Here is a 15007-nt window from a genome sequence, read left to right on the forward strand (position 1 = left end):
TCTGCAGCCCAGTGGGGGCCTGATGTCTGACGGATATGAGCACGCCCTGGACTCCGCCGAGGGCCGACGAACGGCGCTGTATTCGGTACTCGGCCAAGTGCCGGCCGGCAAGGTGGTCAGCTATGGCCAGTTGGCCGAGCTGGCGGGGCTTGGGCGGGCGGCACGCTGGGTCGGGCGTACCCTCGGGCAACTGCCCGCGGACACTCGCCTGCCCTGGCACCGGGTGCTTGGCGCAGGTGGCCGGCTGAGCCTGGCACTGGGTACCCCGTCCGGGGATGAACAACGGGCGCGACTGCGTGCGGAGGGTGTGAATGTAACCAACAATCGTGTGGATATGACGCGCCATGGCTGGCGCCCGATGGAGCACAGCGGTTAGAGTGCGCGCTTTGTTTTCGCAAACTTGAGGCAGATGTTGGCCCATGCCCCGTAAAACCTGGCGCGCTGCGCTTGCTGCCTATGCCAGCCCGTCAACCTTGGTACTTTTGCTGCTCGGCTTCGCTGCCGGTCTGCCTTACATGCTGGTGTTCTCCACCCTTTCGGTGTGGTTGCGCGAAGCCGGCGTGGCCCGCGAGACCATTGGTTACGCCAGCCTGATCGGCCTGGCCTACGCCTTCAAGTGGGTGTGGTCGCCGCTGCTCGACCAATGGCGCCTGCCGCTGCTCGGCAGCCTGGGGCGTCGGCGTTCGTGGCTGCTGCTGTCGCAGGCGCTGGTGGTGGTCGGGCTGGTCGGCATGAGCCTGTGCGATCCCCAGCAGCACCTGTCATGGCTGATCGCCCTGGCGGTGCTGGTGGCCTTCGCCTCCGCTACCCAGGACATCGCCGTCGATGCCTACCGCCTGGAAATCGCCGACGACCAGCGCCAGGCTGCGCTCGCTGCCAGCTACATGGCCGGCTACCGCGTGGCGGCCCTGCTGGCCACGGCTGGTGCACTGTTCTTCGCCGAGTGGTTCGGCTCCACCGGTTTCAGCTACCTGCACAAGGCCTGGGCCGGCACCTACGTCATGTTCGCGGTGATGATGCTGCCCGCCGTGTTCACCACCCTGATCATGCGCGAACCGCCCGTACCCATGCGTACCCAGCTGTCGGCAGCGCGCTATGGGCTGGTGCACCAGCTGGCCTCGGTGTTCGTGCTGATCATCCTGCTGGTTTCGGTACCGGCCAGCTTTACCCAGATGTTCAATACCGGCTGGTCCAGCGTCATCTCCGGTGATGCCACGCCACTGGACCTGCTGCTGGAGGACCGCGCCTTCCTGCGCCTGATCCTCTACGTGCTGCTGACCTGGGCGTGCCTGTCGAGCCTGGGCCGTCGCGGCCTGGCCCCGGTGCTGACCCCGGTCAACGACTTCATCGCCCGCTACCGCTGGCAGGCACTGCTGCTGCTCGGCCTGATCGCCACCTATCGCATGTCGGACACGGTGATGGGCGTGATGGCCAACGTGTTCTACATCGACATGGGCTTCACCAAGGACCAGATCGCCAGCGTCAGCAAGATCTTCGGCCTGATCATGACCCTGGTCGGCGCCGGGGTTGGTGGCCTGCTGATCGTGCGCTTCGGCATCATGCCGATCCTGTTCATCGGCGGTGTGGCCTCGGCGGGTACCAACATCCTGTTCCTGATGCTGGCCGACATGGGCCCGAACCTGCAGATGCTGGTGGTGACCATCTCGCTGGACAACTTCAGCTCCGGCATGGCCACCTCGGCCTTCGTCGCCTACCTGTCGAGCCTGACCAACCTGAAGTTCTCGGCTACCCAGTACGCGTTGCTCAGTTCGATCATGCTGCTGTTGCCAAGGCTGATCGGGGGTTATTCGGGGGTGATGGTGGAGAAGTTCGGTTACCACGACTTCTTCCTGATCACTGCCCTGCTGGGCGTGCCGACCTTGATCCTGATTGCCCTGCAGTGGCGCCAGGAGGCCGGGCCGGGCAAACCGGTGGCAGAGGAAGGTTCGGCGGCCGAGCGGCCCTGACAGATTTGTATTGCCTGTACTGGCCTCTTCGCGGGTAAACCCGCTCCCACAGGGACTGCACAGCTCTCGAGGGCAGTGCTGTACCTGTGGGAGCGGGTTTACCCGCGAAGAGGCCAGTACAGGCAATAAAGTTTACTGAGCAACAGCCCCCTCACCAGGCCGCCCACCCACCACAAACCACAGCGGCCACAGCGCCAAGGCCCCCGCCACACCCGCCGCCAGGGCAAAGTGCAGCAAGCTGGCCCCGGCGCCAATCATCGCCAGCACCGCCCCACCCAACCCCAGCAAGGCGATGGTGATCATCCCCAGCATGGCCGAGACCAGGCCCTTGCTCTGCTCGCTGGCGAACAGCGTCATGCGATACAGCACCGCGTTGGCCACGCCCAACCCCAGTGCGTACAGCGACATGCCCGCCACCACGCTGGTCACGCTCGGCCAGTACCAGGTCGCCAGCACCATCAGGCACAGGCCGGCCAGGTATGGCCACAACGCACCCCGCACCAGCGCCGGCAGCGGATAGCGGTCGGCGATGCGGTTGATGATCAGGTTGCCCAGGATCAGCCCGCCAAACACCGGCAACTGCCACAAGGCGTATTCCATGGTGCTCAGCCCCTCGTCGTGGATCAGCAGCACCGGCGACAGGCCGATCCAGCCAATCAGCGGCAGACCGACCAGGCCCAGGGCCGCGCTACCAGCGACAAAGCGGCGGTTGGCCAGCAACTGGCCGTAACCGGCCAGCAGCGGCAGCAGGTGGATGGGCGTGAATGCCAGGCGCGAGCCATCACGACGTTCCACGCCAAGGGTTTCCGGCATCAGCCGGTGCAGCAGCAGCCAGGCCAGAACCGCGCCGATGGCAAAGGCCACGAACAGCCAGCGCCAGTCCAGCCACTGCAGCAGCAAGGTGCCCACCAGCGGCCCGAGCAGTGGCGAGAGCAAGGCGATGTTGGCCAGCAGGGCCATCATGCGCACGGCGTCCGCTTCGCTGAAGGCTTCGTTCAGGGCCGGGTAGCTGACCGTGACCACAAAGCCCAGGCCGATGCCCTGCAGCAGGCGCAGCAAGTTGAACAGGCCGATGTCGTGGACCCAGAAGGTGGCCAGGCAGGCCAGGCCGAAGAACGCGCAGCCAATCAGCAGCAACGGGCGCCGGCCATAGCGGTCGGCCAGCGGGCCGATCAGCCATTGCAGCACCACGCCACCCAGCAGGTACAGGTTGAGGGCGTGGGGAATGTATTCGGGGCTGGCGTTCAGGTCGCCGACCACCACCGGCATGGCCGGCATGACGGCGTCGCTGGCCAGGTAGGTGAGCAGCTCGAACAGCGCCAGGGTCAGGCCGAACAGCAAGGCGCGCAGGGGGGTGATGTACAGCAGTGGTTTCATGATGGCGTATCGGGTGTGGCAGGTGGGGTCAGGCTATATGCCAGAAATGGCGGGGTATTGCTGTGAACAAGTGTAAAAAGCCGGGGCCGCTTCGCGCCCCATCGCGACACAAGGCCGCTCCTACGAGGGTTACGCGATTCCCTGTAGGAGCGGCCTTGTGTCGCGAAGGGGCGCGAAGCGGCCCCAACCGATGACAACGCGGTATTACTGCGCTGCAGTCTCCTGCACCACGCGAATCACCCGCTGCGGGAACGGAATGTCGATCCCTTCAGCCTTCAACCGGTCGCGCGCATGCTCGTTGAGCATGAACATCACATCCCAGTAATCGGCAGTCTTGGTCCACAAGCGCAACGACACGGTGATCGAGCTGTCGCCCAGGGTCGCGACCACCGCCTGCGGCGCCGGGTCGGGCAGTACACGCGGGTCCTGCGCCAGCTCCAGCAACACGTTGCGGGCCTTCTGCAGGTCGGCCTCGTAGTCCACGCCCACATCGAACACCACCTTGCGCGTCGGCTGGCGGTTGGTGTTGGTGATGATGCCGTTGGACAGGCTGCCGTTGGGCATGATCACAGTCTTGTTGTCACCGGTGCGCAGCACGGTGTGGAAGATCTGGATGCTGTCGACGGTGCCGGCCACGCCTTGCGCCTCGATCCAGTCACCGATGCGGAACGGGCGGAACATCAGGATCAGCACACCGCCGGCGAAGTTCGCCAGGCTGCCCTGCAAGGCCAGGCCGATGGCCAGGCCCGCGGCACCGATGGCGGCAACGAACGAGGTGGTCTCGATACCGATCATCGACGCCACGCTGACGAACAGCAGCACCTTCAGCACGATATTCGACAGGGTGCTGATGAACCCCTGCAGCGCCAGGTCGGCGTTGCGCAGGCCAACCAGCTTGCCCAAGCGGGCGCTGACCTTGTTGATGATCCACCAGCCGACCGCCAGGGTCAGCAGCGCCAGCAGCACACGGCTGCCGTATTCCATGATCAAGGGAATCCAGGTCTGGGATTGGCGGACCAGCTGATCGACTTCAGCGTTCAAATCCATATTCATCTCCTGATGCCGAGCGGCAAGTACACGGTAGAACAGGCCGCGCGCGATTGCGCAGCCCCGGCCCCCATGGACATCATCTCGCCATCGGGGTTCCGGGTGGTGCCCACATCAGTCGCGGAAGTTGTTGAACTGCAACGGCATGTCGAATTCCTTGGTACGCAGCAGGGCAATGGCTTCCTGCAGGTCGTCACGCTTTTTACCGGTAACGCGTACCTGTTCGCCCTGGATGGCGGCCTGCACTTTCAGCTTGGCATCCTTGATGGTGGCGACGATCTTCTTCGCCAGGTCCTTGTCGATGCCTTCGCGGAACTTGGCTTCCTGTTTCTTTTCCTTGCCCGAGGCGTACGGGTCCTTGGTTTCCAGGCACTTCACGTCGATCTTGCGCTTGACCAGCGCCAGGCGCAGGATTTCCAGCATCGCTTCGAGCTGGAACTCTTCCTCGGCGGTGAGCATCACGGTCTGCTCTTTGTCCTTGAACTCGAAGGTACCCTTGCCCTTGAGGTCGTAGCGGCGGTCCAGGTCCTTGATGGCGTTGTCGACCGCGTTCTGCACTTCGTGCTTGTCCAGTTCCGATACCACGTCGAACGAAGGCATGGTTGTTCTCCCAAAATAAAAGCGCGCTCAGGCTGAAGATGGAGCGCGCTGGGTTTGACGGTTAAAATGCGGGCTCATTATAACGGGTTGCGAAACGCATATGAGCAGCACCTGGCATATTCTCGGCGCCGGTAGCCTGGGCAGCCTGTGGGCTTGCCGCCTGGCGCGCGCAGGCAAGGCAGTACGCCTGATCCTGCGTGACGGGCAACGGCTGCAGGCCTACCAGCAGGCCGGCGGCCTTACCCTGGTCGAACAGGACCAGCCCCGCCACTACGCCATCCCCGCCGAAACCGCGCAGGCACACGGCCCGATCCACCGTCTGCTGGTGGCCTGCAAGGCCTACGACGCTGCCCCGGCCATTGCCGGCGTGGCAGCGCGCCTGGCCGAGGGCGCCGAAGTGGTGCTGCTGCAGAACGGCCTGGGCAGCCAGGACGAAGTCGCCGACCTGGTGCCCCACGCGCGCTGCATCTTCGCCTCCAGTACCGAAGGGGCGTTCCGCGAGGGTGACTGGCAGGTACGCTTTGCCGGCCACGGCTTCAACTGGCTGGGCGACCCACGCAATCCGACGATCCCGACCTGGTTCGATGACCTGCACGAGGCCGGCATCCCCGCCGAGTGGACGGTGGATATCCTCACCCGCCTGTGGCGCAAGCTGGCGCTCAATTGCGCCATCAACCCGCTGACCGTGCTGCACGATTGCCAGAACGGCGGGCTGCTGGGGCACCTGGGCGAAGTGGACGCCCTGTGCGTCGAGCTGGCCCAGCTGCTGCGCCACTGTGGCCAGCCAGAAGCGGCAAACGGGCTGGACGAAGAAGTACAGCGGGTGATCCTCGCCACCGCAGCCAACTACTCTTCCATGTACCAGGATGTACGCGCTGGCCGGCGCACCGAGGTGCACTACCTGCTTGGCCACGCCTGCCGCGCCGCTGGCCGTCATGGCCTGCAGCTGCCAGAGCTGGAACGCCTGCTGCAGCACCTGGTCGATAACCTGCGCGTGCGTGGTTTGCCCTGCGACTGACGCGGCCCTTTCAACCGGATATGGACATTGCCTAGCCCATGACCTTGCGCCAACGCCTGGAAAACCTCCCGGTCGGGCAGAAGCTGCTGGCGGCCCTGCTGGTGTTGCTGGTGACCATCCTGCTGGTGGCCAACCTCACCTTCATCAGCGCCGCCTACTGGATCACCCAGGAAAGCATGGCGCCACAGGCGCTGCACACCATCGGCCGGCTGGTGGCCAACCCGCAGCTGGCGGCCCGCGCCGGCGACAGCCCGGACACCGCCAGCGCCCTGCTCAAGGAACTGGACAGCTACACGCCGCTGCGCGCCGCCGCCGTCTACGGTGGCGATGGCCGCATACTGGCGCAACTGCAGCACGGCGAGCCGCTGGCGTTGCCCAGGCGTTTTCGCGACATCGACGGCTGGCGCCTGATGGAGTTTCGCAGCACCCAGCTGATCCGCATGCCACGCGACGCCAACCCGCCCGCGCACCTGCTGCTGGTGGCCAGCAGCGAACTGCCCACGGCTTTCTATACCGGCACCCTCAGCGCCAGCCTTGGCATCCTGGTGTTCAGCATCCTGCTGTGGATCGTCATCGCCCGGCAGATCAAGCGCCTGATCACCCAGCCGATCAACCAGCTCGAAGAACTCAGCCGCCAGGTCACCCGCGAAGAAAGCTATGCCCTGCGTGCGCATCGCGGCAACGACGACGAAATCGGCAGCCTGGCCGAAGCGTTCAACACCATGCTTTCGCGCATCGAGGCCCGCGAACAGCAGCTCAAGCGCACCCGCGACGAGTTCCAGGAGGCCTATGACCAGGCCCAGGGCCTGGCTGAGGAAACCCGCCATACCAACCGCAAGCTGGAGCTGGAAGTCCAGGTGCGCAGCAAGATCGAGAAGAAACTCACCGGCTTCCAGAATTACCTCAACAGCATCATCGACTCGATGCCTTCGGCGCTGATCGCTCTCGACGAACAGCTCTACGTGACCCAGTGGAATCACGAAGCCACGGTGCTTTCCGGCACGCCACTGGACGAGGCGCTGAACCAGCCGATCTTCATCGCCTTCGAACCGCTCAAACCGTTCCTGCCACAGCTGAAGGAAACCGTGGAAAAGCACCGGGTGGCGAAGATCGAGCGGGTCACCTGGCCCAAGGGCGACGACCTGCGCCACTACGCCCTGACCTTCTACCCGCTGACCGGTGGCGGCGGCCGTGGCGTGGTCATCCGTATCGACGACATCACCCAGCGCCTGTCGCTGGAGGAAATGATGGTGCAATCGGAGAAGATGCTTTCGGTCGGCGGCCTGGCCGCCGGCATGGCCCACGAGATCAACAACCCGCTAGGCGCGATCCTGCATAACGTGCAGAACATCCGCCGGCGCCTGTCACCCGAGCTGCCGCGCAACCAGGAGCAGGCCGAGGAACTGGGCATCGACCTGCCCACGGTCAACCGCTACCTGGAGAGCCGCGAAGTGCCGCTATTGCTCGACGGCATCCAGCAGGCCGGTGCCCGGGCGGCGAAGATCGTCACCCACATGCTCAGTTTCAGCCGCCGCAGCAACCGCCAGTTGGCGCCGTGCGACCTGCCGGCGCTGATCGATCAGGCGGTGGAGATTGCCGGCAACGATTTCGACCTGGCCATCGGCTTCGACTTCAAGGGCCAGGCCATCGTGCGCCAGTTCGACCCCGAACTGGGGCAGGTGCCGTGCACCGCCAACGAATTGGAGCAGGTGCTGCTGAACCTCCTGAAAAACGCCGCCCAGGCCATCCACCAGCGGCCGCAGCCGAGCGAGCCCGGGCGCATCACCCTGCGCACCCGCTTGAGCCCGCCATGGGCGGAAATCCAGGTCGAGGACAACGGCGTCGGCATGCCCGAGGGGGTGCGCAAACGCACCTTCGAGCCGTTCTTCACCACCAAGGAAATCGGCCAGGGCACCGGGCTGGGCCTGTCGGTCTCGTACTTCATCATCACCAACAACCACAAGGGGCAGATGGAAGTGCAATCCACGCCCGGCCAGGGTACCTGCTTCACCCTGCGCCTGCCCCTCGGCCAGCCGGCAGCGGTGGCGCCGGCCAAAACGGAGAAATGACATGGGTTACCGCCTGTCGAAGATCTACACCCGCACCGGCGACAAAGGCGAAACCGGCCTGGGCGACGGGCGTCGGGTGCCCAAGGACCACCCACGGATCGAAGCGATTGGCGAGGTGGACAGCCTGAACAGCCAACTGGGTTTGCTGCTGGCGGGGCTGGCCGAACAAGGGTTGGATGAAGTGAGCGCGGTGTTGGCGCCGTGTCAGCACCGCCTGTTCGACCTGGGCGGTGAGTTGGCGATGCCCAGTTATCAGGCGTTGAACCTGGCGGAAGTGGAACGCCTGGAGGCGGCGATCGATGTGTGGAATGAAGAGCTGGGGCCGTTGAAGAACTTCATCTTGCCCAGTGGCTCGGCGCTGGTGGCGCAGGCGCATGTGTGCCGGAGCCTGGCGCGCAGTGCGGAGCGACGGTGCCAGCAGCTGAATGCGCTGGAGCCGTTGGCGGGGGTTGGGTTGGCGTATATCAACCGGCTTTCGGATCTGCTGTTCGTGGCGGCGCGGATCATTGGGCGGCGGCAGGGGGTGGCTGAGGTTTTGTGGCAGCCTGCTGAAAAGCCGCAGGGCTGATATTTTTGGGGCTGCTGCGCAGCCCATCGCGACACAAGGCCGCTCCTACAGGGGGGGCGCGATTCATTCAGGATTACGCGATTCCTGTGTAGGAGCGGCCTTGTGTCGCGATGGGCCGCAAAGCGGCCCCAATTACAGGCGACTCAGATCTCAGGCCAGAACGCCCGGATCCCGGCCACACCCTGTGCCCCCGCTTCCCAGGCCTGCTCGCGCTCACCCGGGCCTATCCCACCCAGCAGGTAGACAGGCTTGTTGAACCCGGCAATCAACCGCTGTGCCTCGTCCCAGCCCAGCGGCACCGCCTCAGGGTGTGTCCGGGTTGCCTGCACCGGCGACAAGGTGACGAAGTCCACGCCCATCTCCTCCGCCAGCGCCAGCTCTTCGGCACTGTGGCAGGACGCCGCCAGCCAGCGCTCCTTGGGGAACGGCCGGCCGTTGGCGGCATACTTGCGCAGTTGTGCAGCCGTCAGGTGCCAACCCGCGGCTGGGAAGTCACCCAGCCACTCCAGCGGCCCCTTGAGCATCAACTGCGCCTTGCCCGCGCACAGGCCGACCGCATCCACCGCCACATCGCGGTACTTGGGGTCGTACATGTCCGGCGCACGCAACTGGATCAGGCGAATGCCGCTGGCCACCGCCTTCTGGATGCCCTTGAGCATCTGCGGCACTTCCAGGCCATCGGGGGTGATCAGGTACTGGTCCGGCAGGCGCGCGGCCGCAACGATCGGTTTATTGGCCTCGGGGAATTCGTACTGGGGCAGATCACGTGGGGCAACCCATTCCAGCGGCTGGCCCTCGGCGCCATGCGGCTCGCCGGTGAACGCCTCGACTTCGCGCACGTCCAGCAGCACCTGTTTGTCCGGGTAGTCGTGGCTGACCTTGATCAGCGCGCGCGAACGGCTTACCTCGATGCCCAGCTCCTCGCGCAGCTCGCGGGCCAGCGCCGCCTCGACGCCCTCACCCTCTTCCACCTTGCCGCCCGGGAATTCCCACAGGCCGCCCTGGTGCTGGGTATCGGCACGCCGTGCGATCAGAATGCGGCCGTCAGTACCACGAATGACAGCGGCTACAACATGAATCCGTTTCACCCTTCACGCTCCGCCAGGCCAGCCTGCTGCCAGGCCAGGAAGGCCGGCCACTGGTAAATGGTTTCGATATAGGCCGCCGCCTCCGCAGGCACTTCCACGCGGTAGGTGCGCAGGCGTACGGCCACCGGGGCAAAGAAGGCATCGGCCAGGCTCGGCTTGCCGAACAGGAACGGGCCGCTGTCCTTGGCCACCAGGCGGCATTCGGACCACAGAGCAACGATACGGTCGATATCGATTTGAACCTCCAGCGGCACGCTGTCCAGCGCCTGGTCGCGCGACAGGTCGAACGGCATGGCACCGCGCAGGGCGAAGAAGCCGCTGTGCATCTGCGCGCAGGCCGAACGGGCCTGGGCCCGGGCCGCCACGTCGGCAGGCCACAGCTGGGCGTCGGGGTGGCGTTCGTTGAGGTATTCGGCAATGGCCAGCGAGTCGGCGATCACACCGTGCTCGGTCTTGAGCAGCGGAACCTTGCCGGTAGCAGAGAAGGCGAGGATGCGCTGACGGGTGTCAGGCTGGTTGAGTTTGATCAGTGTTTCTTCGTAAGGCACGCCAGCCAGCTCGAGGGCCAGGGCGCCACGCAGCGACCAGGAGGAATACAGCTTGTCGCCGATGATCAGGTGATAGCTCATGGTTCGGCTCCATCGTTTGGGAATTTTGGGGCTGCTCTGCAGCCCTTTCGCGACACAAGGCCGCTCCCACATGGGGCGGTGTACGCAGGTCCTTGTGGGAGCGGCCTTGTGTCGCGATGGGCCGCAAAGCGGCCCCAACTACATCAGGTACGGTACTCGGCGTTGATCTTCACGTACTCGTGGGACAGGTCGGTGGTCCAGATGGTTTCGCTGCACTGGCCACGGCCCAGCTCGATGCGGATGGTGATCTCTTCCTGGGCCATTACCTTGGCGCCCTGGTCTTCGGTGTAGCTCGGGCTGCGGCCGCCTTTGCTGGCAATGCACACGCGGTCCAGGTACACATCGATCAGGCTCACATCCAGCTCCGGTACGCCGGCACGGCCAACGGCGGCGAGGATACGGCCCCAGTTGGGGTCGGAAGCGAACAGCGCAGTCTTGATCAGCGGCGAGTGGGCCACGGCGTAGCCGACGTCCAGGCACTCCTGGTGGTTACCACCGCCGTTGACCTGCACGGTAACGAACTTGGTGGCGCCTTCGCCGTCACGGACGATGGCCTGGGCCACTTCCATGCACACTTCGAACACCGCCTTCTTCAGCGCTTCGAACAATGCGCCGCTGGCTTCGGTGACTTCCGGCAGGTTGGCCTTGCCGGTGGCGATCAGCATGCAGCAGTCGTTGGTCGAGGTGTCGCCATCGATGGTGATGCGGTTGAACGACTTGTTGGCGCCGTCCAGCATCAGGTCCTTGAGTACCGCCGGGGCAACCTTGGCGTCGGTGGCGATGTAGCCGAGCATGGTAGCCATGTTCGGGCGAATCATGCCTGCACCCTTGCTGATGCCGGTGACGGTAACGGTCACGCCATCGTGCTGGAACTGGCGGCTGGCGCCCTTGGGCAGGGTGTCGGTGGTCATGATGCCGGTGGCGGCTTCGGCCCAGTGGTTTTCCGACAGGTTGTCGAGGGCGGCCTGCAGCGCGCCTTCGATCTTCTCGACTGGCAGCGGCTCGCCGATTACGCCGGTGGAGAACGGCAGTACCGACTCGGCCGGTACGCCGGCCAGTTCGGCCAGCTTGGCGCAGGTGCGCTCGGCGGCGGCCAGGCCTGGCGCGCCGGTGCCGGCGTTGGCGTTACCGGTGTTGGTCAGCAGGTAGCGCACGGTGCCCTGCACACGCTGCTTGGACAGGATCACCGGCGCTGCGCAGAAGGCGTTGAGGGTGAACACGCCAGCCACGCTGGAGCCTTCGGCGCAGCGCATGACCACCACATCCTTGCGCCCCGGGCGCTTGATGCCGGCAGAAGCGATGCCGAGTTCAAAACCCGGAACCGGGTGCAGGGTGGGCAAAGGACCAAGACCAACAGCCATTAGAGCGCTCCTAGAAAATACGGTGAACAGGTGATGGAAAGCGGGGCCGCTTCGCGCCCCATTCGCGGCACAAGGCCGCTCCTACAAGGACATCGCAACCATTGGGGCTGGCGCGATCCCTGTAGGAGCGGCCTTGTGCCGCGAATGGGCCGCAAAGCGGCCCCGGATGTTTCAGGTTACAACAGCCTGGTCAGATCACTCGATCTGCCCGTGGCAATGCTTGAACTTCTTGCCCGAACCACACCAGCACGGCTCGTTGCGGCCCAGCTTCTGCTCGTTGCGCACCGGTGCCGAGGCAACGGCCACTTCGGCGCCCTCCTCGTTCAGTTGCTCGCTTTCCAGGCCCGGGGCAGCGGCATGCTGGAACTGCATGCGGCTGGCCAGTTCCTCGGCCTCGCGGCGCAGGCGGGCTTCCTCTTCGACCGGGTCTTCGCGGCGTACCTGAACGTGCGACAGCACACGGATGGTGTCGCGCTTGATCGACTCGAGCAGCTCCTGGAACAGGCTGAAGGATTCGCGCTTGTACTCCTGCTTCGGGTTCTTCTGCGCATAACCACGCAGGTGGATACCGTGACGCAGGTGGTCCATGGTCGACAGGTGGTCTTTCCACAGGTCGTCCAGCACGCGCAGCAGGATCTGCTTCTCGAAGGTACGCAGGGCTTCGATACCGGCCTGGTCTTCCTTCTCGGTGTACGCGGTGGTGATTTCGTTCAGCAGCTTCTCGCGCAGGGTCTCTTCGTAGAGGTGATCGTCCTCGTCGAGCCACTGCTGGATCGGCAGCTTCATGGCGAAATCGCTGGCAAGCGAAGCTTCCAGACCGGCCACGTCCCACTGCTCTGGCAGCGACTGCGGCGGAATGTGCTGGCTGATGGTAGCGTCCAGTACTTCCTTGCGGAATTCGACGATGGTGTCGCCAATGTTCTCGGCGGCCAGCAGGCTGTTGCGCATGTGGTAGATCACCTTGCGCTGCTCGTTGGCCACATCGTCGTATTCCAGCAACTGCTTGCGGATGTCGAAGTTGCGGCCTTCGACCTTGCGCTGGGCCTTCTCGATGGCGTTGGTGACCATGCGGTGCTCGATGGCCTCGCCGGACTGCATGCCCAGCGCCTTCATGAAGTTCTTCACCCGGTCAGAGGCGAAGATACGCATCAGGCTGTCTTCCAGCGACAGGTAGAAGCGGCTGGAGCCCGGGTCGCCCTGACGGCCGGAACGGCCACGCAGCTGGTTGTCGATACGGCGCGATTCGTGGCGCTCGGAAGCGATCACGTGCAGGCCACCCGTCTCGATCACCTGCTGGTGACGCTTCTGCCAGTCGGCCTTGATCTGGGCGATCTGCTCGGCGGTCGGGTTTTCCAGGGCAGCCACTTCGGCTTCCCAGTTACCGCCCAGCAGGATGTCGGTACCACGGCCGGCCATGTTGGTGGCGATGGTCAGGGCACCTGGCGCACCGGCTTGCGCGATGATCTCGGCTTCCTTCTCGTGGTACTTGGCGTTGAGCACCTTGTGGTCGATACCTTCCTTCTTCAGGAGGTTGGACATGTGCTCGGAGGTTTCGATGGTCGCAGTACCCACCAGCACCGGGCGGCCCTGCTTCATGCTTTCCTTGATGTCGGCGATGATCGCGGCGTATTTCTCGTCGGCGGTCAGGTACACCAGGTCGTTGAAGTCTTTACGCGCCAACGGCTTGTTCGGCGGAATGACCATCACGTTGAGCCCGTAGATCGACTGGAACTCGAACGCTTCGGTGTCGGCGGTACCGGTCATGCCGGACAGCTTGGTGTACAGGCGGAAGTAGTTCTGGAAGGTGGTCGAAGCCAGGGTCTGGCTCTCGGCCTGGATGTTCAGGTTCTCTTTGGCTTCGATGGCCTGGTGCAGGCCTTCGGACAGACGACGGCCCGGCATGGTACGGCCGGTGTGCTCGTCGATCAGCAGGACCTGGCCGTCCTGGACGATGTATTCGATGTTGCGGTGGAACAGCTTGTGCGCGCGCAGGCCGGCGTAGACGTGGGTCAGCAGGCTCAGGTTATGCGCCGAGTACAGGCTCTCGCCCTCGGCCAGCAGGCCGGACTGGGTGAGCATCTCTTCGATGAACTGGTGACCGGCTTCGTTCAGCTCGACCTGACGGCTCTTCTCGTCGATGGTGAAGTGGCCTTCCTGGGTGACCTGGCCTTCGACCTCTTCGATGTGCTGGGTAAGGCGCGGGATCAGACGGTTGATCTCGATGTACAGCTTGGAGCTGTCCTCGGCCTGACCGGAGATGATCAGCGGGGTACGCGCTTCGTCGATGAGGATGGAGTCGACTTCGTCGATCACGGCGAAGTTCAGTTCACGCTGGAACTTCTCGTCCTGGCTGAACGCCATGTTGTCGCGCAGGTAGTCGAAACCGAATTCGTTGTTGGTGCCGTAGGTGATGTCGGACGCGTAGGCGGCGCGCTTTTCTTCCGGCGGCTGGAAGGCCGAGACGATGCCGACCGACAGGCCGAGGAACTCGTACAGCGGGCGCATCCAGTTGGCGTCGCGGCGGGCCAGGTAGTCGTTGACAGTGACCACGTGCACGCCCTTGCCGGACAATGCGTTGAGGTACACGGCCAGGGTACCGACCAAGGTCTTGCCTTCACCGGTACGCATTTCTGCGATCATGCCCTCGTGCAGGGTCATGCCACCGATCAGCTGCACGTCGAAGTGGCGCATGCCCATCACGCGCTTGCCGGCCTCACGGGCCACGGCGAAGGCTTCAGGCAGCAACTGGTCCAGTGTCTCGCCTTTGGCCAGGCGCTCCTTGAACTCTGCGGTCTTGCCCCGCAGTTGCTCGTCGGAGAGGGCCACCATCTTCTCTTCGAGAGCATTGACGATGTTCACCGTCTTGAGCATGCGTTTGACTTCACGCTCGTTCTTGCTTCCAAAAAGTTTCTTTAACAAAGGCGCAAACATATCGGCAGGATCTTCCACACGTAGGGATGGAGGGCGGCCCCATGAGTCGCCCGTGCAGCCCTGAGGCCGCATGCGAACGAGCATTCTACCCGGAAACGATGGTGAGGAAAGTGGTGGATTTCCACGATGCTTGTACAGCGTTTTGGCGGGGGCTTGTTTTAGATAGGGGCATTTTCCCTGAGTTCAAGGTTCGGGAAGATGAAACGTATCGAGAATGAGTCTTGTCTTTTGTTATCTGTGCCGGCCTCTTCGCGGGTAAACCCGCTCCCACAGGATCACCTACACATCAAGGGCAGTGCCGTACCTGTGGGAGCGGGCTCACCCGCGAAGAGGCCAGTGCAGGCTATAGAGA

The 15007-nt window shown here is 64.2% G+C and carries 12 protein-coding genes; 5 read left to right on the forward strand and 7 right to left on the reverse strand.

All coding sequences use genetic code 11. The annotated features are described in order from the left end of the window. Positions 1-22 precede the first annotated feature (22 nt). Positions 23-376: an MGMT family protein gene (locus tag ABIB24_RS06675; protein WP_085592113.1), complete on the forward strand. Its 354-nt coding sequence runs from the start codon at positions 23-25 to the stop codon at positions 374-376. 43 nt (positions 377-419) lie between these two features. Continuing rightward, positions 420-1967 (forward strand): AmpG family muropeptide MFS transporter, encoded by a 1548-nt coding sequence (locus ABIB24_RS06680; protein WP_025340534.1) that lies wholly within the window; start codon positions 420-422, stop codon positions 1965-1967. Between the two features lie 132 nt (positions 1968-2099). Here ABIB24_RS06680 and ABIB24_RS06685 read toward each other — a convergent pair whose 3' ends face one another. The 3 genes from ABIB24_RS06685 to ABIB24_RS06695 all read right to left on the reverse strand — a co-directional run bounded on the left by ABIB24_RS06685 (position 2100) and on the right by ABIB24_RS06695 (position 4991). Further along, a complete protein-coding gene (locus ABIB24_RS06685) occupies positions 2100-3344 on the reverse strand; it encodes an MFS transporter (protein WP_025340535.1) in 1245 nt (414 codons plus the stop codon). Positions 3345-3548: 204 nt separating this feature from the next. Beyond that, positions 3549-4391, reverse strand: a complete 843-nt coding sequence (locus ABIB24_RS06690) for a mechanosensitive ion channel family protein (protein WP_015271698.1) — start codon at positions 4389-4391, stop codon at positions 3549-3551. 114 nt (positions 4392-4505) lie between these two features. Continuing rightward, positions 4506-4991, reverse strand: coding sequence for a YajQ family cyclic di-GMP-binding protein (locus tag ABIB24_RS06695; RefSeq protein WP_013974099.1), 486 nt, complete (start codon positions 4989-4991; stop codon positions 4506-4508). Between the two features lie 100 nt (positions 4992-5091). Here ABIB24_RS06695 and ABIB24_RS06700 point away from each other — a divergent pair, with 100 nt between their 5' ends. The 3 genes from ABIB24_RS06700 to ABIB24_RS06710 are packed head-to-tail and all read left to right on the forward strand — an operon-like array spanning position 5092 to position 8646. Beyond that, positions 5092-6009, forward strand: coding sequence for a putative 2-dehydropantoate 2-reductase (locus ABIB24_RS06700; RefSeq protein ID WP_286918957.1), 918 nt, complete (start codon positions 5092-5094; stop codon positions 6007-6009). A gap of 38 nt (positions 6010-6047) precedes the next feature. Next, the gene (locus ABIB24_RS06705; protein ID WP_085592119.1) at positions 6048-8078 is read left to right on the forward strand and encodes a sensor histidine kinase; all 2031 of its coding nucleotides are present in this window, start codon (positions 6048-6050) and stop codon (positions 8076-8078) included. 1 nt (position 8079) lies between these two features. Further along, a complete protein-coding gene (locus ABIB24_RS06710; protein ID WP_085614292.1) occupies positions 8080-8646 on the forward strand; it encodes a cob(I)yrinic acid a,c-diamide adenosyltransferase in 567 nt (188 codons plus the stop codon). A 143-nt stretch (positions 8647-8789) separates the two neighbouring features. On the opposite strand, the gene ABIB24_RS06715 is transcribed toward ABIB24_RS06710, so the two are convergent. The 4 genes from ABIB24_RS06715 to secA all read right to left on the reverse strand — a co-directional run bounded on the left by ABIB24_RS06715 (position 8790) and on the right by secA (position 14655). After that, the gene (locus ABIB24_RS06715; protein ID WP_274078292.1) at positions 8790-9734 is read right to left on the reverse strand and encodes a Nudix family hydrolase; all 945 of its coding nucleotides are present in this window, start codon (positions 9732-9734) and stop codon (positions 8790-8792) included. Continuing rightward, the gene (locus ABIB24_RS06720) at positions 9731-10363 is read right to left on the reverse strand and encodes a glutathione S-transferase family protein (protein WP_289514479.1); all 633 of its coding nucleotides are present in this window, start codon (positions 10361-10363) and stop codon (positions 9731-9733) included. Before ABIB24_RS06720 ends, ABIB24_RS06715 begins: the two co-directional genes overlap by 4 nt. A 143-nt stretch (positions 10364-10506) precedes the next feature. After that, the gene (argJ, locus tag ABIB24_RS06725; RefSeq protein ID WP_289514478.1) at positions 10507-11724 is read right to left on the reverse strand and encodes a bifunctional glutamate N-acetyltransferase/amino-acid acetyltransferase ArgJ; all 1218 of its coding nucleotides are present in this window, start codon (positions 11722-11724) and stop codon (positions 10507-10509) included. 195 nt (positions 11725-11919) lie between these two features. Continuing rightward, a complete protein-coding gene (secA, locus tag ABIB24_RS06730; protein ID WP_075046258.1) occupies positions 11920-14655 on the reverse strand; it encodes a preprotein translocase subunit SecA in 2736 nt (911 codons plus the stop codon). Between the last annotated feature and the right edge of the window lie 352 nt (positions 14656-15007).

The sequence above is a fragment of the Pseudomonas sp. UYEF17 genome (assembly GCF_040546125.1).
Lineage (GTDB): Bacteria > Pseudomonadota > Gammaproteobacteria > Pseudomonadales > Pseudomonadaceae > Aquipseudomonas > Aquipseudomonas putida_Z.

Bases quoted from the DNA above. Each gene is read 5' to 3' on its own strand.
- ABIB24_RS06675 (WP_085592113.1), top strand. From the start codon at position 23: ATGTCTGACGGATATGAGCACGCCCTGGACTCCGCCGAGGGCCGACGA.
- ABIB24_RS06680 (WP_025340534.1), top strand. From the start codon at position 420: ATGCCCCGTAAAACCTGGCGCGCTGCGCTTGCTGCCTATGCCAGCCCG.
- ABIB24_RS06685 (WP_025340535.1), bottom strand. From the start codon at position 3,344: ATGAAACCACTGCTGTACATCACCCCCCTGCGCGCCTTGCTGTTCGGC.
- ABIB24_RS06690 (WP_015271698.1), bottom strand. From the start codon at position 4,391: ATGGATTTGAACGCTGAAGTCGATCAGCTGGTCCGCCAATCCCAGACC.
- ABIB24_RS06695 (WP_013974099.1), bottom strand. From the start codon at position 4,991: ATGCCTTCGTTCGACGTGGTATCGGAACTGGACAAGCACGAAGTGCAG.
- ABIB24_RS06700 (WP_286918957.1), top strand. From the start codon at position 5,092: ATGAGCAGCACCTGGCATATTCTCGGCGCCGGTAGCCTGGGCAGCCTG.
- ABIB24_RS06705 (WP_085592119.1), top strand. From the start codon at position 6,048: ATGACCTTGCGCCAACGCCTGGAAAACCTCCCGGTCGGGCAGAAGCTG.
- ABIB24_RS06710 (WP_085614292.1), top strand. From the start codon at position 8,080: ATGGGTTACCGCCTGTCGAAGATCTACACCCGCACCGGCGACAAAGGC.
- ABIB24_RS06720 (WP_289514479.1), bottom strand. From the start codon at position 10,363: ATGAGCTATCACCTGATCATCGGCGACAAGCTGTATTCCTCCTGGTCG.
- argJ (WP_289514478.1), bottom strand. From the start codon at position 11,724: ATGGCTGTTGGTCTTGGTCCTTTGCCCACCCTGCACCCGGTTCCGGGT.
- secA (WP_075046258.1), bottom strand. From the start codon at position 14,655: ATGTTTGCGCCTTTGTTAAAGAAACTTTTTGGAAGCAAGAACGAGCGT.